The organism is Sphingobacterium sp. Mn56C, assembly GCF_049319645.1.
Classification (GTDB): Bacteria; Bacteroidota; Bacteroidia; order Sphingobacteriales; family Sphingobacteriaceae; genus Sphingobacterium.
Genome location: NZ_JBMOUC010000001.1, coordinates 1 through 20,271, shown reverse-complemented (window position 1 = coordinate 20,271; position 20,271 = coordinate 1). Strand labels below are relative to the sequence as shown.

The 20,271-nt window shown below is 40.7% G+C and carries 23 protein-coding genes and 1 tRNA gene; 19 read left to right on the top strand and 5 right to left on the bottom strand.

The window, feature by feature from the left end:
- Positions 1 to 452: 452 nt before the first annotated feature.
- The 4 genes from ACL9RF_RS00120 (at position 453) to ACL9RF_RS00105 (ending at position 2,702) form a co-directional block, all read left to right on the top strand.
- Positions 453 to 1,175, top strand: a complete 723-nt coding sequence (locus ACL9RF_RS00120; protein WP_422798564.1) for a tRNA threonylcarbamoyladenosine dehydratase — start codon at positions 453 to 455, stop codon at positions 1,173 to 1,175.
- A gap of 192 nt (positions 1,176 to 1,367) precedes the next feature.
- Positions 1,368 to 2,009 (top strand): HdeD family acid-resistance protein, encoded by a 642-nt coding sequence (locus tag ACL9RF_RS00115; RefSeq protein ID WP_422798563.1) that lies wholly within the window; start codon positions 1,368 to 1,370, stop codon positions 2,007 to 2,009.
- Between the two features lie 189 nt (positions 2,010 to 2,198).
- On the top strand, positions 2,199 to 2,486 hold the full coding sequence (locus ACL9RF_RS00110) for a DUF4342 domain-containing protein (protein WP_422798562.1): 288 nt from the start codon (positions 2,199 to 2,201) through the stop codon (positions 2,484 to 2,486).
- 36 nt (positions 2,487 to 2,522) lie between these two features.
- Positions 2,523 to 2,702, top strand: coding sequence for a YqaE/Pmp3 family membrane protein (locus tag ACL9RF_RS00105; protein WP_422798561.1), 180 nt, complete (start codon positions 2,523 to 2,525; stop codon positions 2,700 to 2,702).
- 100 nt (positions 2,703 to 2,802) lie between these two features.
- Here ACL9RF_RS00105 and glmM read toward each other — a convergent pair whose 3' ends face one another.
- Entirely contained in the window at positions 2,803 to 4,185 is a 1,383-nt protein-coding gene (gene glmM, locus ACL9RF_RS00100; RefSeq protein WP_422798560.1) for a phosphoglucosamine mutase, read from the bottom strand.
- A 182-nt stretch (positions 4,186 to 4,367) separates the two neighbouring features.
- Between glmM and ACL9RF_RS00095 the strand changes: the two genes are divergently transcribed.
- Positions 4,368 to 4,973, top strand: coding sequence for a phosphatase PAP2 family protein (locus ACL9RF_RS00095; RefSeq protein WP_422798559.1), 606 nt, complete (start codon positions 4,368 to 4,370; stop codon positions 4,971 to 4,973).
- Complete coding sequence (locus ACL9RF_RS00090; RefSeq protein ID WP_422798558.1) at positions 4,970 to 5,785, top strand: ZIP family metal transporter; 816 nt, start codon at positions 4,970 to 4,972, stop codon at positions 5,783 to 5,785. Before ACL9RF_RS00095 ends, ACL9RF_RS00090 begins: the two co-directional genes overlap by 4 nt.
- On the opposite strand, the gene ACL9RF_RS00085 is transcribed toward ACL9RF_RS00090, so the two are convergent.
- Positions 5,782 to 6,249 carry a MarR family winged helix-turn-helix transcriptional regulator gene (locus ACL9RF_RS00085; RefSeq protein ID WP_422798557.1) on the bottom strand — a complete coding sequence of 156 codons (468 nt, stop codon included), beginning with the start codon at positions 6,247 to 6,249 and terminating at the stop codon, positions 5,782 to 5,784. The genes ACL9RF_RS00090 and ACL9RF_RS00085 overlap by 4 nt on opposite strands.
- 121 nt (positions 6,250 to 6,370) lie before the next feature.
- Here ACL9RF_RS00085 and ACL9RF_RS00080 point away from each other — a divergent pair, with 121 nt between their 5' ends.
- Genes ACL9RF_RS00080 through ACL9RF_RS00070 form a run of 3 tightly spaced genes read left to right on the top strand, consistent with a single transcriptional unit; the run spans position 6,371 to position 8,871 of the window.
- The gene (locus tag ACL9RF_RS00080) at positions 6,371 to 6,610 is read left to right on the top strand and encodes a FeoA family protein (protein WP_422798556.1); all 240 of its coding nucleotides are present in this window, start codon (positions 6,371 to 6,373) and stop codon (positions 6,608 to 6,610) included.
- Positions 6,610 to 8,712 (top strand): ferrous iron transport protein B, encoded by a 2,103-nt coding sequence (gene feoB, locus ACL9RF_RS00075; RefSeq protein WP_422798555.1) that lies wholly within the window; start codon positions 6,610 to 6,612, stop codon positions 8,710 to 8,712. The genes ACL9RF_RS00080 and feoB overlap by 1 nt, the downstream gene beginning before the upstream one ends.
- An 18-nt stretch (positions 8,713 to 8,730) precedes the next feature.
- Complete coding sequence (locus tag ACL9RF_RS00070; RefSeq protein WP_422798554.1) at positions 8,731 to 8,871, top strand: hypothetical protein; 141 nt, start codon at positions 8,731 to 8,733, stop codon at positions 8,869 to 8,871.
- Between the two features lie 90 nt (positions 8,872 to 8,961).
- On the opposite strand, the gene dinB is transcribed toward ACL9RF_RS00070, so the two are convergent.
- A complete protein-coding gene (gene dinB / locus ACL9RF_RS00065) occupies positions 8,962 to 10,035 on the bottom strand; it encodes a DNA polymerase IV (protein WP_422798553.1) in 1,074 nt (357 codons plus the stop codon).
- A 209-nt stretch (positions 10,036 to 10,244) separates the two neighbouring features.
- Here dinB and ACL9RF_RS00060 point away from each other — a divergent pair, with 209 nt between their 5' ends.
- The 3 genes from ACL9RF_RS00060 (at position 10,245) to ACL9RF_RS00050 (ending at position 13,338) form a co-directional block, all read left to right on the top strand.
- On the top strand, positions 10,245 to 11,459 hold the full coding sequence (locus ACL9RF_RS00060; protein ID WP_422798552.1) for a porin: 1,215 nt from the start codon (positions 10,245 to 10,247) through the stop codon (positions 11,457 to 11,459).
- Between the two features lie 72 nt (positions 11,460 to 11,531).
- Positions 11,532 to 12,644 carry a lipid-A-disaccharide synthase gene (gene lpxB / locus ACL9RF_RS00055; protein ID WP_422798551.1) on the top strand — a complete coding sequence of 371 codons (1,113 nt, stop codon included), beginning with the start codon at positions 11,532 to 11,534 and terminating at the stop codon, positions 12,642 to 12,644.
- 49 nt (positions 12,645 to 12,693) lie between these two features.
- Positions 12,694 to 13,338 (top strand): hypothetical protein, encoded by a 645-nt coding sequence (locus ACL9RF_RS00050; RefSeq protein ID WP_422798550.1) that lies wholly within the window; start codon positions 12,694 to 12,696, stop codon positions 13,336 to 13,338.
- A gap of 49 nt (positions 13,339 to 13,387) precedes the next feature.
- On the opposite strand, the gene ACL9RF_RS00045 is transcribed toward ACL9RF_RS00050, so the two are convergent.
- A complete protein-coding gene (locus tag ACL9RF_RS00045; protein ID WP_422798549.1) occupies positions 13,388 to 14,518 on the bottom strand; it encodes a DUF695 domain-containing protein in 1,131 nt (376 codons plus the stop codon).
- 110 nt (positions 14,519 to 14,628) lie between these two features.
- On the opposite strand from ACL9RF_RS00045, the gene ACL9RF_RS00040 reads away from it, so the two are divergent.
- The 6 genes from ACL9RF_RS00040 to rimK all read left to right on the top strand — a co-directional run bounded on the left by ACL9RF_RS00040 (position 14,629) and on the right by rimK (position 18,834).
- Positions 14,629 to 15,138 (top strand): FUSC family protein, encoded by a 510-nt coding sequence (locus ACL9RF_RS00040; RefSeq protein ID WP_422798548.1) that lies wholly within the window; start codon positions 14,629 to 14,631, stop codon positions 15,136 to 15,138.
- A gap of 33 nt (positions 15,139 to 15,171) precedes the next feature.
- On the top strand, positions 15,172 to 15,675 hold the full coding sequence (locus ACL9RF_RS00035; RefSeq protein WP_422798547.1) for a ribonuclease H family protein: 504 nt from the start codon (positions 15,172 to 15,174) through the stop codon (positions 15,673 to 15,675).
- A gap of 6 nt (positions 15,676 to 15,681) precedes the next feature.
- Positions 15,682 to 16,167 (top strand): DNA-deoxyinosine glycosylase, encoded by a 486-nt coding sequence (locus tag ACL9RF_RS00030; RefSeq protein ID WP_422798546.1) that lies wholly within the window; start codon positions 15,682 to 15,684, stop codon positions 16,165 to 16,167.
- A gap of 70 nt (positions 16,168 to 16,237) precedes the next feature.
- Entirely contained in the window at positions 16,238 to 17,416 is a 1,179-nt protein-coding gene (locus ACL9RF_RS00025; protein ID WP_422798545.1) for an AIR synthase related protein, read from the top strand.
- A gap of 5 nt (positions 17,417 to 17,421) precedes the next feature.
- Entirely contained in the window at positions 17,422 to 17,853 is a 432-nt protein-coding gene (locus tag ACL9RF_RS00020; RefSeq protein ID WP_422798544.1) for an ATP-dependent zinc protease, read from the top strand.
- Between the two features lie 48 nt (positions 17,854 to 17,901).
- Positions 17,902 to 18,834 carry a 30S ribosomal protein S6--L-glutamate ligase gene (gene rimK, locus ACL9RF_RS00015; protein ID WP_422798543.1) on the top strand — a complete coding sequence of 311 codons (933 nt, stop codon included), beginning with the start codon at positions 17,902 to 17,904 and terminating at the stop codon, positions 18,832 to 18,834.
- A gap of 79 nt (positions 18,835 to 18,913) precedes the next feature.
- On the opposite strand, the gene mnmA is transcribed toward rimK, so the two are convergent.
- On the bottom strand, positions 18,914 to 20,005 hold the full coding sequence (gene mnmA, locus ACL9RF_RS00010; protein ID WP_422798542.1) for a tRNA 2-thiouridine(34) synthase MnmA: 1,092 nt from the start codon (positions 20,003 to 20,005) through the stop codon (positions 18,914 to 18,916).
- Between the two features lie 192 nt (positions 20,006 to 20,197).
- On the opposite strand from mnmA, the gene ACL9RF_RS00005 reads away from it, so the two are divergent.
- A tRNA-Phe gene (locus tag ACL9RF_RS00005) sits at positions 20,198 to 20,270 on the top strand.
- The last annotated feature ends 1 nt before the right edge of the window (position 20,271 follow it).

Here is a 20,271-nt window from a genome sequence, read left to right as displayed (position 1 = left end):
AAGTTTAAATTTTTTCCTTCCGTTGTTTTTTTCCAGTAAATAAACCCAACACTAATTTGATTCCAACACAAACAAACTCCTGCAGCAAGTGCATTAAACTGATTGCTGAGGTTAGTAAGTTCTATACTTAGATATTTATCGATAAATATTTTTTTAATCGTAACTTTGCGCCCAAATCTTCTTTCTTAGCAACTGTAGCAGTATCTACCTATATCTAGATACGCGCTTATGCGATATTCGAATTTTAACGTGCCATGTGCCGTTTTTTTTCTGATGGTGCTTAAGTATAGTTAAGGAAATAGAAGCCGTGTGTGTGTGTTTATAACTTTTAATGCTAAAAATACGCGAGTAAACCTGTATTTTTTTTAGCAGAAACATTTAAACATACGACAGTAAATAAGGGATAAACAAAAAAAATTAAGCTTTTAAACAAGCTTAAAACACTACTTTAAATGAAAGACTTAACCTGGCTCTCGAGAACTGAAGCATTAGTCGGACGAGATGCATTGGAAAAATTAGCGAATTCGCATGTTATGATTCTTGGTTTAGGCGGCGTAGGCTCCTTTGCCGCAGAATTTATTTGTCGCGCTGGTGTTGGCAAAATGACCATAATCGATGGCGATACGGTAGACCCCTCTAACCGGAACCGACAGTTGCCGGCACTTTCCAGCAACCATGGCGTTTCTAAGGCACAGATCATGAAGGAGCGTTTACTTGATATTAATCCTGAACTGGATCTTACCGTATTCGAGGAGTTTATAATTCCAGAACGCATACCAAGTTTGCTGGAGTTAAAACCCGATTATGCGGTTGAGGCTATCGATAGTATTACGCCGAAGTTATTTTTTATACGCCTGGCTTTTGCGGCGAACATCCCTTTTGTAAGCTCCATGGGTGCCGGCGGTAAGGTAGACCCTACAAAGATTAAAATTGCAGATATCAGCGAATCGTACAACTGCAAGCTTGCACAACATATACGAAAAAAATTGCGTAAGCACGATATACGTCAGGGGATAAAAGTGGCCTTCTCTACAGAACTACCTGATAAAGCATCCTTGCTATATACCGATGGCAGCAACTATAAAAAATCCGCCTACGGTACCATGTCCTATCTTCCGGCAGCATTTGGCGGTGCCATTGCTTCGGTTGCTATACGCGATCTAATAGGGCGTTAAAATCAGCACGCCAACTTCCCCAACTTATTTGTAGCTATAAAAAACATTTTACTCCCTAATCTGTTCGTAGATTTAGGGAGTTTGTTTTTGGGTATATATTCTATACTTAACCGAGAACTCCTGCTGAACAATAAGTACCTGCTTTCTAGTCGTGTACCTCAATTAAATTACAAACATATTAACGCAACAATTATGGCTACAAATTTTTTCAAAACTGTACGTTCAACTGTCAAAAACTGGTATATTCCTTTAATCATTGGTATTCTGTTGATTGTATTGGGTATCTATACCCTATCGAATCCCGTAGAATCGTATTTGGCGTTATCCTTACTTTTTACCTGGTATTTCCTTCTTTCCGGAATCTTGGAAATAGGCTTTGCAATTAGCAATAAAGACGAGCTAGATGGCTGGGGATGGTCGTTGGCGAGTGGTATTCTATACACCTTGTTTGGCGTATATATGTTTGTTAACCCCGCTATTTCGATTACCACCCTCCCTTTTGTAATTGGTTTTTATGCCTTATTTAAATCTATTCAGCTCTTTTCTGTCGCCTTTGAACTTAAAGCTTATGGCACACAAAAATGGGGCTGGGTATTGGCTTGGGCCATCTTAGGGATAGTATTTAGCTTTATACTCCTCTGGAACCCGATTTTTGCGGGTTTATCCCTTGTTATCTATACGGGTCTTTCGATAATATCTATAGGTTTAGCATCGGTTATTGTCTCTTTCCAACTGAAACGTGTCAAAGATTTCCCGAAGCGGCTACCGAAAGAATGGCAAGATAAATATGAGGCCCTGAAATCTGAATATCATCAACATATAAACCCTTCTTAGCATTTTCTGCGCGTAGCGCAGCAGGGAGGGTACAGGATTTATTTTTACCGATAAAAAGTTGAGCTTTACCGATTTTACACCTAAGCTTACCTAATGCTGCTACCTCAGTAAATATAGATGCCTTACTTTTGATCTATCAATACCATACAGCGTTAGAAACAATTAAGTAATATATTAAAATCAAAGATCATGGCTTACAAAGAAACATTCAGCATCTCGGGAGAGAGCATCATCAAAAAAATTAAAGAAGTTATTGCCGAAGGCAATGTTTCAAAAATTACCATATCCGATAAAGCTGGCAAGGAAATTATAAGCTTCCCTGTTACTGTAGGCATCGTAGGTGCTGTTTTTGCACCGATATTTGCCGCTGTAGGGGCATTGGCAGCTTTACTCACGGAATGTACCATTACCGTTGAGCGTAAAGAAAAAGACGATAACGAAGAAGGTACAGTTGTCGTTGCTGAGGATAAGGAATAATGCCTAAGTGCTTGTAAATACTATAAGGTTCCTATTATGATACTATTAGCTGTATTATTCCCTTGGTTATCCTTTCTGCTTCGTGGCAGAATATTGACGGGTATTTTCTGCCTTATACTGCAGTTGACCCTTATAGGATGGATGCCTGCCGCGATATGGGCTGTTGCTTCCCGGTTGGATGCCAAAAATAAGGCACGTATAGCGCAATTAAAGTAACTAGATTGGTTCGCATTGCATTTACGTATACACAAAAAAAAAGCCATAGCAGGCTGCTATGGCTTTTTTACTGTAGCATATCGATGGCTACGGTAAAAAATTACTTTATAATTTCTTCAATCTCTTGAATAATTTTTTGTGCTATTGCATCAGCTGCTTCGGCTGTAGGGCCTTCCGAGTAAATACGAATAATAGGTTCGGTATTTGATTTACGTAAGTGCACCCATTCGTTTTCAAAGTCGATTTTTAAACCGTCGATTGTAGAATGGTTTTCATGTGCATACTTCACCTGCATTTTTTGAAGCAAACCGTCGATATCCAACTCCGGTGTTAATGTAATTTTATTTTTCGACATATAATACTGCGGCAATGCAGCACGGTATTCAGAAACCGAAGTTCCTAATTTCGCCAGATGCGACAAAAATAAGGCAACCCCTACTAAGGCATCACGGCCATAATGCGAATCGGGGTAGATAACACCACCATTACCCTCACCACCAATCACAGCCTTTACCTCCTTCATTTTCGTTACCACGTTTACCTCACCAACCGCAGCAGCATAATAGTTGCCGCCATGTTTTTGGGTAACATCACGAAGGGCACGTGTAGAGGAGAGATTCGATACTGTATTTCCTTTATCATATTGCAACAGGTAATCGGCTACCGCAACAAGGGTATACTCTTCGCCAAACAGCTCCCCATTTTCCATCATAAACACCAAACGGTCTACATCGGGATCTACAGCAATCCCTAAATCGGCACCGTTGGCCAGCACGGCCTCAGAAAGATCCGTTAAATGCTCTTTTAGGGGCTCAGGGTTGTGTGGAAATTTACCGTTAGGTTCACAGTGGATTTTATACACTGTCTCAACGCCTAAGGCTGTTAACAAGGCAGGAATAAAAATCCCCCCTGTACTGTTTACAGCATCTACCGCTATTTTAAAGTTTGCTTTACGTATAGCGTCGACATCTACATGTTTCAACGCCAATACCGCATCAATATGTTTTTGTAAGTAGGAGCTGTCGGATGATATTGTTCCTAAGTCCTGCACCTCGGCAAAGTCAAAATCTAAACTGTCGCCCAGGGCCAATACCTCCTGCCCTTCAGCATCGGATATAAACTCACCTTTACTGTTTAACAATTTCAACGCATTCCACTGTCCGGGATTGTGAGATGCGGTTAAGATAATACCACCGGCAGCTTTTTCCAGAGGCACTGCAATTTCTACCGTTGGTGTTGTCGACAAGCCTAAATCTACCACATCGGCACCAATACTCTGTAATGTACCCACCACCAAGTTGTTGACCATTTCTCCAGACTCACGTGCATCTCGACCTACAACAAATTTAGTATTTCCTGTTTTCTCTATTAGAATTTTACCATAGGCTGCCGTAAACTTTACAATATCAATAGGTGTTAAGGCTTCAGAAGCCCTCCCGCCTATTGTTCCACGTATGCCCGATATAGATTTTATTAGTGTCATAAATTTTATCTTGATTAATATTGGCCGTAAAAATAAGCTATTCCAAAATAAATACAAGATATTCTTGTGAATTAACAAGCAGAAGAGTACATTTGTTGCAACTTAGTGTATTTTGGGTAAAAATGATTTTTTCATATCTGGCATTTAATGTACTTTTATCTTTTCTACCAAAGTTTATACGTATGCTACAAGAAATAATTAATATAGATAAAGAGCTATTTTTAGCCATTAATCAAGGGCTATCGAATCCAATCTTCGATTGGCTTTTGCCCATACTTCGTAACCCCTTTACCTGGGCTCCACTTTATCTATTTTTAATAATTTTCTTTATTAAACATTATGGTAAGGTGGGTATGCTGATTGTAGCATTTACCTTACTAAACTTTGGTATCTCAGATGCGGTCTCGTCGCATTTAATAAAAAAAACAGTGAAGCGTATACGTCCTTGCAATGACATCGAATTTAAACATGACGTGAATGTTCGGGTACGTTGTGGCTCAGGTTTTAGTTTTACGAGTTCGCATGCCACCAACCACTTTGCTATGGCTTTCTTTTGGATTGTATTATTCCGCCGCCGCTGGCGCCATACCTTATGGTTAGGTATACTATGGGCTGCATTGGTATCCTTTTCGCAAATATATGTAGGCGTACATTTCCCATTTGATGTGTTATGTGGCTCTATTTTGGGGATCCTGATCGGACTTACAACAGGTCAACTTTTTAAACATTTTGTCCCGTCGTTTTTCAATAAAAGCGACCTAAATACTACAACAAATCCCAATTCATGAGCTCAATTTTAATAATCGCTGTATTATTTTTATCTGCCTTAACAAGTGGCCTCGCTGTGTTTTTTGTGAAACGCAAGAACGCCAATTTTTTAAAGCTAATTTTATCGTTTAGTGGCGCATATTTATTTGCTATAACGGTATTGCATTTAATTCCGCACGCTTATCACAGTCCAAGTGCCTCCCCTGAAATTATTGGTTTATATATTTTAGGTGGTTTTTTATTTCAGCTATTTTTAGAACAGTTTTCGCAGGGTATCGAGCATGGACATATGCATGCACATGAACATGGACAGTTTCCGTTGGGAATAATGATTAGTTTGTGTCTTCATGCTTTTTTAGAGGGTATGCCCCTAATATCCGGACAGCAATCGCAGTTGGTTTTTGGCATCGCCATACACCATATTCCTGCAGCATTTGCATTAGGGAGCTTATTGTTGAATACCCACCTCCATAAAAATACGATTATCGTGTTGCTGGTTGTTTTCGCAGCGATGACACCACTGGGATTTTTAAGCAGCTCGGTGCTGAGCCAAGCTGAAATTGGGGACCTATCGAAGCATTTCGATAAAATTATGGCCATTGTAATTGGTATATTCTTACATATTTCTACCACCATATTGTTTGAATCTGGTTCGGCCGACCACCATAAATTTAATAGGAAGAAAATGATTGCCGTGCTATTGGGAATCGCTATCTCTTTAACGACTTTCTTATTGCCCGAGCATAACCATGATCACGATCACGGCCATGGTCATGACCACGATCATGAACACCAACATGTACACGATCATGATCACGACCATACGCATTAAAGGTCTATTTCAATATCCCCCCGAAGTTTATCCATAAGATCACTTAACTGTTGGGTTTCTTGGGCTGAAATATGCGGAGCAAGCAGATTCGTCAACGACATTTCGTCCTCCAGCTGACCTAAAAGCTGGAGGCCTTTTTCCGAAATAAGTAAGTCTACCGAGCGTTTATCGGTCGATTTTTTTGCCCTTTCGATCAAATCTTTCTTTACCATACGATCGACCAGCCTCGAAATATCTGAGGTATTATGTACCATACGACTACGGATAATATTATTCGATAGGGGCTCGGGGTATTGACCGCGTAAGATTCTTAACACATTGAACTGCTGTAACGTTAATCCTGCCTTTGCCGCTCTCTTCTCTAGTATCCTTTCAAAGAAATTACTGGTATAAAATATATTAACAATTACCTTATGCCACTCGTCTTTAAACCCCTTCGTTTTAATCTGATCTTCTATCTTCATGTTTATATTTAATCTAAATAAGACAAATTTGTGACAAAGGTTAATTCCTTAAAATCATCCATTTTGCCTATCTTTGATCGGTTTTGGTTTAATAATTAAAGACTAAAATACAAAAACTAGCATGCAAAATAAAATCTCAATAGATAAATTAAACCGTGGTGAAAGAGCAACTATAGATTCTTTTATGGACGAGCGCTTACCAGCAAAGTTCTATGAGCTGGGTTTTACCCCTGGGGCAACTATTGAAATAAAACATAAAGCGCCGTTGCATGGCCCAATCTGCATACAAATCATTCAGAACAATACATTAATAGCAATCCGCAAGACAGAAGCACTACTTATTCTGGCTAATAAATTATAATGAAGAGAAAAACTGTTGCACTACTTGGAAATCCTAATGTTGGGAAGACTTCCCTATTTAATAGAATTACAAAGTTAAACCAAAAAGTAGGTAATTACCCTGGAATTACGGTTGAAAAACGTGAAGGTATAGCCAAAGCTAATCAAAAGGAATATCGGGTTATCGATCTTCCGGGTACGTATACACTGTACCCAAGTTCCTTAGACGAAGAGGTAGTATTTCGCATGCTGGGTGATAAAAACAGCGATGGCCATCCGGATTTGATTGTGGTTGTTACCGAACCTAACAGTTTAAACCGTGGCGTGGTGTTATACCAGCAAATCCGTGAGATGGGACTGCCGGCTATTTTTGTTATCAATATGATGGACGAAATGGAGGCTAAAGGCTTACATGTTGATATTGCAAAACTTGAGGGTTACCTTAAAACTAAAATATATAGCACCAATGCCCGTAATGGCAAGGGTGTAGACGAACTGATTAAGGAGTTTGATACCGAGGTGCCTCCTTATTTTGGATCTATATCGCTACCTAGTGCTTACCATGCCGCTTTAGCGGATGCCAGAAAACTGTTTCCCTTGGAGACGGAATATAAAACTTGGCTATGCCTGGCACAGGAGCAGGTTAGCATATTGTCGGAGGAGCAAAATCAAAAGCTTCAGGATATTCGTGCTGCACATGGCATTACTGCACAGCAGTTGCAGAAAGCGGAAGCTATTATCCGCCATGATAAAATACAGCAGGATCTTGCCCATTTTGTGCATAAAACGGAAAATAAAAAGCTTTCGTTAACGGATAAAATAGACCATGTTTTAATGCATCCTATTTTTGGATATGTTATTTTCTTTGGTTTATTGTTTCTGATATTTCAGGCTATCTATAGCTGGGCAACGCCGATTATGGATTTCGTAGAAGAAAATTTCGCCAATCTTGGGGAATGGGTGGCGGCAACCTTACCTGAAGGTCCTTTGTCGGATCTTTTAGTCAATGGGGTGCTGGCGGGTATTGGAGGTATTGTAGTCTTTATACCGCAGATTGTAATCTTGTTTTTCTTTATTTCTCTAATGGAGGAATCGGGTTATATGAGTCGGGTGGTATTTTTAATGGACAGATGGCTTAAACCATTTGGCCTTAATGGTAAGTCGGTAATTCCACTTATCTCGGGTGCTGCATGTGCCATCCCTGCGGTGATGTCGGCTCGGAATATTGAAAATCCTAAGGAGCGCCTGTTGACCATGTTGGTGACGCCATTTATGACATGCTCAGCGCGTTTACCGATTTATATTGTAATTATCGGACTGGTTATTCCTGATCAGGAGGTCTGGGGTTTCAACCTCCAGGGGATCACCTTATTCGGAATGTACCTACTCGGAATTATAGGCGCATTATTGTCGGCATTGGTGCTCAACAAAGTGATAAAATCGGTTCGTAAATCGTTCTTAATCTTTGAGCTGCCTACGTATAAGATGCCGGATTGGAAAAATGTGCTAAACACCGTATGGGAGAAGGCTTCAGGTTTTATCTTCGATGCGGGTAAGATTATCCTTGCCATATCAATTATTCTGTGGGTGTTGGGAAGCTTTGGTCCGAACGACCGCTTTTCGGATCCTGAGAAATATATTGTGCAGGAAAAACCGCATCTTTCTGAGGAAGAAATTGCGGATGAGGTTAGTGCCTATAAAACGGAATATTCTTACCTTGGCTATTTAGGCCGCGGAATAGAACCGGTAATAAGACCTTTGGGTTATGACTGGAAAATCGGAATCGGATTAATTGCATCGTTTGCAGCACGGGAGGTGTTTGTGGGTACCGTAGCGGTGGTTTATTCTTTGGGCGACGACTTGGATGTGGAGGATGAAGGACAACGTCAAACCTTGTTTACACGGATGAAGTCTGAAATTAACCGCAATACGGGGCTACCTACCTATAATTTTGCATCGGGTATATCATTATTACTTTTTTATGCCTTTGCGATGCAATGTATGGCGACAATTGGCGTTGTAAAGAAGGAAACAGGTTCGTGGAAGTGGACCTTAATACAGGCAGGTTTTATGACGGGTTTGGCTTATTTCGCCGCCTTAATAGCCTACCAACTGTTAAAATAACATTTAAAATATATAGCTATGGTTATACAGTATGGCATTATTGCATTGGTTTTTATTGGCGCTATAATTTTTATGGTACGTAAGTTTATGCCTTCTAAAAACAATCCTGGGGGTTGCAGCAAAGGCTGTGGTTGTTCAGCGAATACGATTAAACCTTAATTTATAATTACCTTTGCGTGTTAAGGTGTAGCGGGCTTTTAGATCAAAACTGCTGTTACACCTTAATACTTGAAGCCTTCTCGGTTAAGGCTAATCCCATAAGCGTAGCTGCCCTTTGTCTATGCGTTCCAGTTCCTGTTTATACAGGTTGGATACCGTAACCCCCAGTAGACGGACTTTCCGATCTTCAAAATTAACTTTGTCAAACAAAGCGCCTATAGCATTTCCTATTTCCGTTGCACGACTTAGGTAATGTAATGCGGTTAAGGAACGTGTAATCTGTGTGAAGTCGGCAAACTTAATTTTCAGTGTAACCGTACGCCCTGATTCCTTTTTTTGGCTTAAACGTTGCGCTACTTTGTCCACCAATTTTATAAGTTCATTTTTCATCTCCTCGGGGTCTGCAATATCGCGTTCAAATGTATCTTCGGCTCCGATGGATTTTATAAGTCTATCGGGTCGTACCGGACGATCGTCATGACCCCGAACCATATGATAGAAAAACTTACCCGACTTGCCAAAGTTACGAACAAGTGCATCCTCACTAAATTGCTTTAAATCTCTTCCATAATGTATCCCCTTCCCTTTCATCCTTTGCGCCGTTACTTTGCCAACACCGAAAAACTTTTCGATTGGCAACGATTCTAAAAAGGGCACTACTTTCGAAGGACCAATGAAAGTTAACCCGTCGGGTTTCTGATAGTCTGATGCTATCTTCGCCGTAAATTTATTCGTAGAAACACCTGCAGAAGCGGTTAAATTCAACTCTTCCTGCACGGCTTGCTTAATCTGTTTTGCGATTTCTATGGCAGAGCCAACGCCTAACTTATCTTCGGTGACATCCAGATATGCTTCATCCAACGACAACGGCTCTATAAGATCGGTATAGCGCTGAAATATGGTGCGCAGGTGCTGCGAAACTTGTTTATAAACTTCAAATCTTGGTGGCACAAATATTAACTCTGGGCAACGCTGTAATGCTTCTCGTGCATTCATCGCCGAACGTACGCCATACTTTCGCGCCTCGTAGCTTGCTGTAGCGACAACACCGCGCCCTTCTGGCGACCCGCCAACGGCAATGGCTTTACCTTTCAACTCCGGAAAATCGCGCTGTTCTACGGCAGCATAAAAGGAATCCATATCGATATGAATAATCTTTCGCATAGTGTCGTTAAACTTTTAAGGCAAAGATACAAATCCTAAAGACTAAAAAATGTAGCATTTTAAACCAAAAACCAGGCCTATGTTAATTTAATATTAACTCAATATTATATAATAATCAACAAATTAAGAACAATAATTATGTCTTAATATTTACTTTATATTTGCCTAACAATGCAAAAAAATTGCGAACCGAATTCCTTACTAATGCTATGAATTTTTTAAGAAAAAGCATCCTTACCGCACTTTCAACCGCACTTTTGTCGGGTGCTATGGCACAAACTACACAAGTTCAGGAAAGAGATGATAGGGCCACTATTGTTAATTTTAAAGGTATACAGTACACCTCTAAAGACTCTCTATTTTATACCAATTTCAGATTCCGTATGCAAAACCGTGCCGGATACAGCAATGTTTTGGATGGCGAGGACAATGGTAAATTTGAGGCGCGTATTCGTAGGCTTCGGATGCGTATGGATGGTTATATTTATACCAAAAAAATATCCTATTCGGTGCAGCTGGCTTTTAGCCGTAGTGATCAGGATTTCGACGATACGGGTATTCCGAATATTATCCGCGACGCGGTATTATTTTATAACTTCTCGGATAATTTTTACATCTCTTTTGGGCAGAATAAATTACCGGGAAACAGACAACGTGTTACTTCGTCGGGTTCTTTACAGTTTTCGGACCGCTCGTTGGTAAACAATTATTTTACAATAGACCGGGACTTTGGTGTTACGTTTAACCTTAGCAAGAAGTTAGGCCATATGCCGATAAATGCGAAAGCTGCTATCTCTACGGGGGAAGGAAGACCTGCCAATGGCTCTGACGATGGTTTATCGTATACTGGAAGGGTGGAATTCCTCCCTTTAGGCAAGTTTACAAACGATGGGGATTACTCGGAAGGGGATTTGGAACGCGAGAAAAAACCTAAACTTTCCCTGGGCATGGGATATAATTATAACGACCGTACTATACGACGTGGCGGACAAACGGGTAAGTATGTCTTAAACCCTTTTACCTTAAAGACTTCCTTTGCTGATGCTTTGTTTAAGTACCGGGGGTTTGCTTACCAAGCTGAATATATGAAAAGGGATGTCGACAACCCCTTAAATACAACCGACGAGGAGCATCCAAAAGATACTTATGCGTATAAGGGCTGGGGAATTAACCAGCAGACTTCGTATTTGTTAAACCATGGTTATGAGCTCGCTGCGCGCTATACGTATGTAAAACCGCATCATGATATTGCAAAATTCGAGCGCCAAACGGAGGTTATTGAAGTTGGACTGACGAGGTATATGAAGGGACACCGCTTGAAATTTCAACTGAATGCCAATTATACCTTTCAGGATGGCCAGTTTACAAACCGTAATAACAAAAGCTCCTGGGGAGGAATGTTCCAGGTGGAATTGGGTATATAAGGGCTTTTCGCGCTTTGCGTCTACCCAAATTATGACATTTTCCCTATCTTTAGACTTTAAACGTTAGGGAAAATGAGATATTATATTATAGCCGGAGAAACGTCGGGAGATTTACATGGTGCTAATTTAATAAAGGCACTTAAAAGGGAAGATGCCCAAGCGGAATTCCGTATCGTGGGTGGCGACCAAATGCAGGAGGCTGCCGCGGAGCGTGCTTTAATACATACCTCGGAAATGGCTTTTATGGGCTTTGTTGAGGTTATAAAAAATCTGAGTACGATAACCAAAAATCTGAAAACTGTAAAAGCGGACCTCCAAGCGTATAGACCCGACACTGTAATTTTAATCGACTTCCCGGGTTTCAACCTTAAAATTGCTGACTTCGCCAAAAAACAGGGTATAAAAACTTGTTATTATATCTCCCCTAAAATATGGGCCTGGAACCAGGGCCGTGTGCACAAGATTAAAAAAATTGTGGACCATATGTTTTGTATTCTTCCCTTTGAGGTGGACTTCTACAAAAAATTTAATATGAAGGTGGATTATGTGGGAAACCCGTTGTTGGATGCCATATCTTCGTATACCTTTAATCCGGACTTTAAACGGTTAAACAACCTTAATGAGGAGGGGATAATTGCGCTGCTTCCGGGAAGCCGCAAGATGGAAATTGAGAAAATATTGCCCGATATGATACAGCTGTATTATGCCTTCCCAAAGCATCAGCTGGTAATTGCTGGGGCACCAAACTTCGATATTTCTTTTTATAAACAGTATATCGGGGATTTGGATATTAAGGTGGTTTTTAACCAGACTTATGATTTGCTAAAAAATGCGGAAGCAGCCGTTGTAACGAGTGGAACGGCAACGTTGGAAACGGCGATTCTTCGGGTTCCGCAGGTTGTGGTTTATAAAGCGAATGCTTTATCGATATGGCTGGCAAAAAAACTTATTAAAGTAAAATTTATTTCTTTAGTAAACCTTATTAATAATTATCTGTCTGTAATAGAGTTGATACAGGATGATGCTAATCCAGACAATATCAAGGAGGAAATCAAAATGATTATTTCGGATACTGTGCATCGAGGCAGTATTTTGGAAAATTATGATGTCCTGGCTGAAAAGCTGGGCGAACCTGGAGCGTCAGAGCGTACAGCAAAACTGATTGTGGGGTATGTAGCAAAATAATTCCTCCAATCGTTTTTATATTATTTAATAGTAAAAAAAAGGAGGTTCTATGAAAACCACATCTTTAATGGGCTTAATGCTGTTTTTTGTTTTATCGGCAGCAAATGTCTTCGCCCAAGACAACCCTAAAGAGGTACATTTAACAAAACTTACCCTGAAGAAGAAGGAAAAGAAACAGTTTTCAGACCGCGATTCGGCTATTGTTTTATACGTCGATACACTGATTATGAAAGATCATTCTTCCTTGTTATTCTTTGGAAAAAAGGAGGTGAAAATTATTGCTAAATATGCAGAGATTGGTAGTAATGTTGTATTCTCCGGACAAGGGGCTCAGAACAATGCTTCAAATTTTGATTTGGATATGAACTTCGGCAAGTTGGGCTCTTTATTTGTTATTGCACGTGGACAGAATGCTATTAATGGCACACGAACCTATCCAAATGGTGACGGTGGAAATGTTACTTTGGCGTATAGCAGTCAGGGTTTAACTCCGCAGCAAACTGATAAAAAGGCGGCAAACTATCTTTTTGTGGATGTTACGCCTGGCGGGCTCTCGGTAAACCCTACAACGGATATGAATATGATATACAGCAGAATAGCTACCTCATCACCGGGATTACGTGGCCTTCCGCAGGGACAGATCTATTCTGGTTCGGTAGGCAAAGAGGGTAAGGTTATTGTTACGGCAAAATAATGTATTAGGCGTAGGGATTTTATACGGCCTCCTTACGCCTTATTTTTACTTATTGGGCAAGGTTAAAGAAATCTAAGGATTTCCAATATTTGTCTTTATATACTGTAAAATCTATTTTCAGACTGCTGTTTGCATATTGCTGTTGTATCTGGTTAATGATGGCTACAGGTTTTCGAAAGTCTTTCCCCGCAAAAAATACCTCCCGTACGCCGTCTGCAGTCTGGCGACCAATATTTAAATAGCCATCGACATCCCGAAGTTCCTGCATTAGGCCCTCTTCAAGCAAATCCATCGCTTCATAATCGATGTTATTAGGCATACCGCTATCGTTGTCTGAGGTATAGAATATATCCATGCGCACTAACCATGGGTGGGAAGGTTTATCTGGCCAGGCTAGCAGATCTTGATTGACGACCCCCACCAAGGGCGCACCATTTTGTAGCGTTGCCTCTAAACCGGAAAAGCTGTCGTTTTGGGTATCCTTGCGTGTGGCTTCATACTTTTCAACAAATTCTTTCTCGCGCCATATCAAATAGTCTTTAAGCTTTAATATCGGAATAAGCTCCTGCCCTTCTGCGGCTGCGGAAGCAACCAGCTGGGCTTCGTCGACATGTAAAGCGAATTCCAGTTCGCCCAGGTAATTATCCAAAAATATAAAGCAACCGTTTAAGATAAGGGTTTTATCTTCTTCCTTATAGTCGGAATAGACCAGTGAAATATCGATAAGATCAGGGTATTCCGGATAGTGGTTAACAAAAAAATGAATATTCGCTTCTGTAAATTTATAGTCGCCCATAGTTACTGCAAACTTTTCCATATTACTGGCTGGTTTGTGGGCAATAATTTTCCAGTTGTCAAGCTGCGGCGCTTGCCTTACCAGGTTTTCTACCAAAGGGAAATAGCGGATAACACCCTCGGAAGTAAATATAAGCTCCACCTCCTCTTTATCGTTCATGCCGACCAGGTAATAAATATGCTCACTTATGGGTTTCAATGCTTGCTTCAACGGGCCAAAAAGATTCATTTCCACCCGATCGTTTTCCTTTACTATACGGTAGAAATCCTTTTGTTTGACCGTAAACCATTCCCAAAAAGCTAAGATAGGGTCTCTCCCCTGCTGTTCTTTATTTTTTGTTACAGTGGATTTTTTACGGCCAAAAAAACTATTCAAAAACTTCATATGTATACGCTAATCATATATTGAAGTTTAATATACAGCAAAAATTAATATAAACCTACGCCCTTCTTAACTTTTTGAGTAGTTTTGCAAAACAGCTATCTCCACGATAAATGGTACATAAAATTATTAAATTCTTTATATCCTCCCCCTTATTAATCTATGCGATACGTTGTTTAATAGGTTTCTTTATAGGTTATGGCTTATTTATGAAATACCCGGAATACGAACTTTTCTGGACGTTACTATCGATTATATTGGTTATCTCTCCGGAGGAAAGAGACTCGCGTAGGCTATCCATAGAACGCTTTAAATCCAACTTTATTGGATCTATCGTTGCACTTGTGTGTTTAGTATTCCACGACTCGAACTTATACCTCATTCTTACGGGAATGTTACTCACGATTATTGTATGCCGCATTTTTAAGGTGATGAATATGGCCCGAGTAGCGCTGGTGGCCTTATTAATTATTATGGTTCAGCCCCACCATACGGCAATGAATGTAGCACCAATTTTCCGCTGTGCCTCTGTGGGCTTGGGTTGTATTATCGGCCTAACGATTGTTGTATTAACGTCTATGGCGTTAAGACCTTTAAAAAGAAGATATGAGGTTCCTTATTAATTTGTCCGGATTAAAATCTTTATTTTTGCCCTGATGATTGAATTATATACTGATGGCGCTTCTAGTGGTAACCCCGGACCGGGTGGTTATGGTACTATTTTGCGCACCATATACCGGGGGAGCAATCCGGAGTTTCAAGGAAAATTAATTGAGAAAGAATTCTTAGGTGGTTACCGTAAAACGACCAATAACCGTATGGAATTGATGGCTGTTATTGTAGGGCTGGAGGCTTTAAAAAATAGTAAACAGCAGGTGACAATTTTTTCGGACTCTAAATATGTTATAGATGCCATCGATAAAAGATGGGTTTATGGGTGGATGCAAAAGTGCTTTGCTGGAAAAAAAAATAAAGACCTTTGGATACGCTTGATGCAGTCTTATAAACTTCATGATGTCAGACTGGTTTGGGTGAAAGGACATGCCGGACATCCGCTAAATGAACGTTGTGACAGGCTCGCGGTAGCGGCTTCTAAGGATAAGAGTAAATGGCAGATTGATTCGGTCTTTGAAATCGAGGAGCAGCAGCAGCTGTCTTAATAGAGTATGCTGAAACGATCATTCCCCCCTATTGTCGCTCCTAACGCCCGCATACTTATGCTGGGTTCCTTACCGGGCGACTTGTCGCTACGGCAGCAGGAATATTACGCGCATCCTCAGAATCGCTTTTGGAAAATCTTATCTCAGTTGGCGCATCGCCCTGAACCGAACAGCTATCAGCAGAAAATAGCACTCCTCGCGGCTATGGATATAGCGCTGTGGGATGTATGCCACAGTGCCCTGCGCCCCGGAAGTATGGATACGGCTATTACGGAGGTTGAGGTGAATGCCATTCCAGCGCTTTTGGAACGCTATCCAGGTATTAAACATGTTTTTTTTAACGGACAAAAGGCGGAAAAGTTGTACCGCCAATATTTACCACCGCTACCCCATATAAGTTACCATACGCTGCCTAGCAGCAGCCCTGCGAATGCACAATTTTCGCTGCCTAAACTTATTTCTATTTGGGCACAGCTTAAAAGCATCTCTTAGGGCTTAAACTGCAGTAAACATTTAAAAAACTTTCGCTAAAATCGTTGGCAATGACTATTTTTGTGGCAAGATGTCAGACTTAAAATACAACCAAAGAGGTGTATCCGCTGGGAAAGAGGATGTACACAATGCTATTAAGAATATTGATAAGGGCTTATATCCAAAAGCCTTCTGTAAAATTATTCCTGATATATTGGGAGCAGATGAGGCATGGTGTAATATTATGCATGCCGATGGCGCGGGTACAAAATCATCCTTAGCTTATGTGTACTGGAAAGAAACCGGTGACATCTCGGTATGGAAAGGTATTGCACAGGATGCCATTATTATGAACTTGGATGATTTATTGTGTGTAGGGGCGATAGATAATATTCTATTGTCTTCTACAATTGGTAGAAATAAAAATAATATCCCAGGTGAGGTTTTAGCCGAAATTATAAACGGAACGGAGGAGATATTGGCGGAATTGCGCGAGATGGGTGTGGGTATTTATTCGACTGGTGGCGAAACGGCGGATGTGGGTGACCTTGTGCGCACCATTATTGTAGATAGCACCGTTACTTGCAGAATGAAAAGGGAGGATGTAATCTCTAACCACCGCATTAAAGCAGGTAATGTTATCGTCGGCTTGGCATCAAATGGTCAGGCGACCTACGAAAAGGCTTACAATGGTGGTATGGGCTCTAACGGTTTAACCTCGGCACGCCACGATGTATTTAGCAAATATATTGCGGAAAAGTATCCCGAAAGCTTCGACCCTGCCGTACCTTATGATTTGGTGTTTGCTGGCGGGAAAGCGCTTACTGATAAAATAAAGGTGGAAACAGGAGCAGAAATTACAGCGGGTAAATTGGTGTTATCGCCTACGCGTACATATGCCCCGGTTATCAAGCAGATTTTGGATACCTATAGAGCACAAATCGACGGTATGGTGCACTGCTCCGGCGGAGCGCAAACGAAAGTGCTGCACTTTGTAGATAAGGTGCATGTAATAAAAGACAACCTTTTCCCGACTCCTCCTTTGTTTGAATTAATTCAGCAGGAATCGAACACCGACTGGAAAGAAATGTATAAGGTATTTAATATGGGCCACCGTATGGAGTTGTATGTAGACGAAAGTATTGCTGCTGATATTATTGCTATTTCTGAATCTTTTGGTATTCCGGCACAGATTATTGGCCGTGTAGAAGATTCTGCGCATAAACAAGTTACCGTTAAATCGCCATACGGCACTTTTATTTACGAATAAGATACGTGAAAAATAAGCTTACTATCGGTCGTAGTGAAACCGTAGATCTCCCTGAATTGGGGCTTTATAATATAGAAGCTAAAACGGATACCGGTGCGGAAACAACGGTATTGCACTGTGAAGATTTTAAGGTGTTTGAAAAAAATGGCCACCGCTATATTACCTTTCATATACGGCCAAACGTGGATAACGACGAGGTACTTACGCTAACCTTTCCCGTACATCGGGAAAGGGTGGTGAAAAGCTCTTTTGGACAAACAGAAAATAGACATATATTTTTAACGAAAATTCGGATGTTCGATCAGTTGTTTGATATTAAACTATCCCTACGTGATCGTTCGTCCATGTCCTTCCCTATGTTGTTGGGAAGGAATTTTATTAGCGGAAAGTTCCTAGTAGATGTTTCCAGAAAAAACATCAGCAAAAACAGCTATTAGCCAAACCTTTACCTCTCCCATTTGTTTTATATTTAAATACAAAATATTGTGAAAATCGCAATTTTATCCACAAACAAACACTTGTATTCCACACAGCGTTTAGTAGAAACGGCTATGCAAAGAGGCCATGAATGTATCGTGATGGACCATAGCAAATGTTATGTAGGTATACAACAGGGTAAGCCTAGTATACACTATAAAGGGCAAAATATTACCGACATCGATGCTATAATTCCGCGAATAGGCGCTTCTGTGACTTTTTATGGCTCGGCCATTGTAAGGCAATTTGAGGTTATGGGGGTTATATCGGCAAACCATAGCCAGGCTATTACGCGCTCCCGCGATAAATTGCGCTGCATGCAGATTCTATCTGGTGCTGGCTTAGGCCTGCCAACAACGGGTTTTGCACGTACTGCATCGGATGTAGACGACTTAATAAATATGGTCGGCGGCGCGCCATTGGTTATAAAGCTACTGGAAGGTACCCAAGGTATTGGTGTAGTATTGGCTGAAACAAAAAAAGCAGCTTCTTCTGTTATTGAGGCTTTTTATGGGCTTGGCAATAACATCCTTATCCAGGAATATATTAAAGAGGCTAAAGGTACCGATATTCGCGCTTTTGTCGTAGACGGCAAAGTTGTAGGCGCCATGAAAAGAACGGCTAAAGAAGGGGAATTCCGATCGAATCTTCACCGTGGTGGTACTGCAGAAATCGTTAAGCTTACCCGTAAGGAAAAGGAAACCGCGGTGGCTGCAGCGAAAGCTATGGGTTTAACCGTTGCGGGTGTAGATATGCTGCCTTCGGATAGAGGGCCGCTGATTCTGGAGGTAAACTCTTCCCCAGGTTTGGAGGGCATAGAAAAAGCTACGCACAAGGATATTGCCAGCGAAATTATAAAATACCTGGAGGTTCAGTACGAGATTAAGCAACAATTAAAACCTACTATTCGTAGGAAGGTAAAAAAAGAAAGTACCTTGTAAGAAAATATATAGTTTCTTTATCAAAAAAAAGCTGCTTCCAATTGTTGGAAGCAGCTTTTTTTTGGCTTTTACGGTATTTTTATTTCATTAAAAATCCGCCACCTATTAAATCATTTCCTTCGTAAAATACTGCGGATTGCCCTGGGGCAATACCTTTTACAGCATGAGGAAAATCTACCTGCATAATATTACCCTGCTGCGTTAGCGTAGAAATAGCTCCCGCGTCTTTATAGCGAATTTTAGTAATGGCTTCCATCGGTTCGTCCAAAGAAGCGTATTTTACCAGGTTAATATCGCGTACAAAGGCACGCTTTTGGTCTAGCTCGTGCTCTTCTCCTAATACTACCGAATTGCTCTCGGGAAGAATCTCGATTACAAACATGGGTTTTCCTAAAGCGATGCCTAATCCTTTACGTTGGCCGATGGTGAAATATGGATAGCCAATATGTTTACCCACTACGGTGCCATCTGAAAGGATAAAATTGCCCGGACCTATTTCGGAGTCCAACGTCGGTTTTTTATGGCGTAGAAACTCTCTATAGTCGTTATTAGGCACAAAACAGATTTCATAGCTCTCCGACTTATTGGCCAATTCATGTTGACCCATATCTAATGCCATTTGCTTAATTTCGGACTTATGAAAACTTCCTAACGGAAACTGCGTACGTGCCAAGTTTTCCTGCGATACCCCCCATAGTACATACGATTGGTCTTTATGCTCGTCTAGCCCTTTAGAAATAACGTATCTGCCGTTATCATGTTGCCGGATATTGGCGTAATGCCCGGTTGCGATAAATTCACAATCTAACTTATCTGCACGCTTAATTAATGCTTCCCACTTGATGTGGGTGTTGCACAATACACATGGATTAGGTGTGCGTCCAGCAATATATTCATCCACAAAATTATCAATCACATAATCGCCGAACTCATTTCGAATATCTAGGATATAATGTGGGAAACCATAATTCACGGCTAGGGAACGTGCATCGTTGATACTATCCAAGCTACAGCAACCGGTTTCCTTTGAAGAACCGCCAGAACTTGCATAATCCCAAGTTTTCATCGTTATACCAATGACCTCGTAACCTTGTTCGTGTAACATCACAGCCGCGACCGAACTATCTACTCCACCACTCATTGCGACTAATACTCTACCTTTTTTGCTCATCTTATTTTTGTAAAATGCAAAGATACCCCAAAATCATAAATTTATGTGTTTATTTCATGTAATTTTATCTTCATCATTCTCAGTGTATTGAAAAATTAATACATTTTTTTGTCGCCAAAGTTTTGGATATTCAAAAAATGAGGCTACATTTGCATCGCAACACCGGTAAAACGGGGTTCAAAAAAAGTTAAAGGTGCCATAGCTCAGTTGGTAGAGCAAAGGACTGAAAATCCTTGTGTCGCTGGTTCGAATCCAGCTGGCACCAC

Coding starts and splice junctions, on each gene's coding strand:
- ACL9RF_RS00085 (WP_422798557.1), bottom strand. CDS start 6,249: ATGAAGATAGAAGATCAGATTAAAACGAAGGGGTTTAAAGACGAGTGG.
- ACL9RF_RS00090 (WP_422798558.1), top strand. CDS start 4,970: ATGAGCTCAATTTTAATAATCGCTGTATTATTTTTATCTGCCTTAACA.
- ACL9RF_RS00105 (WP_422798561.1), top strand. CDS start 2,523: ATGATACTATTAGCTGTATTATTCCCTTGGTTATCCTTTCTGCTTCGT.
- ACL9RF_RS00070 (WP_422798554.1), top strand. CDS start 8,731: ATGGTTATACAGTATGGCATTATTGCATTGGTTTTTATTGGCGCTATA.
- glmM (WP_422798560.1), bottom strand. CDS start 4,185: ATGACACTAATAAAATCTATATCGGGCATACGTGGAACAATAGGCGGG.
- ACL9RF_RS00110 (WP_422798562.1), top strand. CDS start 2,199: ATGGCTTACAAAGAAACATTCAGCATCTCGGGAGAGAGCATCATCAAA.
- ACL9RF_RS00080 (WP_422798556.1), top strand. CDS start 6,371: ATGCAAAATAAAATCTCAATAGATAAATTAAACCGTGGTGAAAGAGCA.
- mnmA (WP_422798542.1), bottom strand. CDS start 20,005: ATGAGCAAAAAAGGTAGAGTATTAGTCGCAATGAGTGGTGGAGTAGAT.
- ACL9RF_RS00050 (WP_422798550.1), top strand. CDS start 12,694: ATGAAAACCACATCTTTAATGGGCTTAATGCTGTTTTTTGTTTTATCG.
- ACL9RF_RS00030 (WP_422798546.1), top strand. CDS start 15,682: ATGCTGAAACGATCATTCCCCCCTATTGTCGCTCCTAACGCCCGCATA.
- ACL9RF_RS00040 (WP_422798548.1), top strand. CDS start 14,629: ATGGTACATAAAATTATTAAATTCTTTATATCCTCCCCCTTATTAATC.
- ACL9RF_RS00045 (WP_422798549.1), bottom strand. CDS start 14,518: ATGAAGTTTTTGAATAGTTTTTTTGGCCGTAAAAAATCCACTGTAACA.
- ACL9RF_RS00115 (WP_422798563.1), top strand. CDS start 1,368: ATGGCTACAAATTTTTTCAAAACTGTACGTTCAACTGTCAAAAACTGG.
- ACL9RF_RS00095 (WP_422798559.1), top strand. CDS start 4,368: ATGCTACAAGAAATAATTAATATAGATAAAGAGCTATTTTTAGCCATT.
- ACL9RF_RS00120 (WP_422798564.1), top strand. CDS start 453: ATGAAAGACTTAACCTGGCTCTCGAGAACTGAAGCATTAGTCGGACGA.
- lpxB (WP_422798551.1), top strand. CDS start 11,532: ATGAGATATTATATTATAGCCGGAGAAACGTCGGGAGATTTACATGGT.
- dinB (WP_422798553.1), bottom strand. CDS start 10,035: ATGCGAAAGATTATTCATATCGATATGGATTCCTTTTATGCTGCCGTA.
- ACL9RF_RS00060 (WP_422798552.1), top strand. CDS start 10,245: ATGAATTTTTTAAGAAAAAGCATCCTTACCGCACTTTCAACCGCACTT.
- ACL9RF_RS00025 (WP_422798545.1), top strand. CDS start 16,238: ATGTCAGACTTAAAATACAACCAAAGAGGTGTATCCGCTGGGAAAGAG.
- ACL9RF_RS00035 (WP_422798547.1), top strand. CDS start 15,172: ATGATTGAATTATATACTGATGGCGCTTCTAGTGGTAACCCCGGACCG.
- feoB (WP_422798555.1), top strand. CDS start 6,610: ATGAAGAGAAAAACTGTTGCACTACTTGGAAATCCTAATGTTGGGAAG.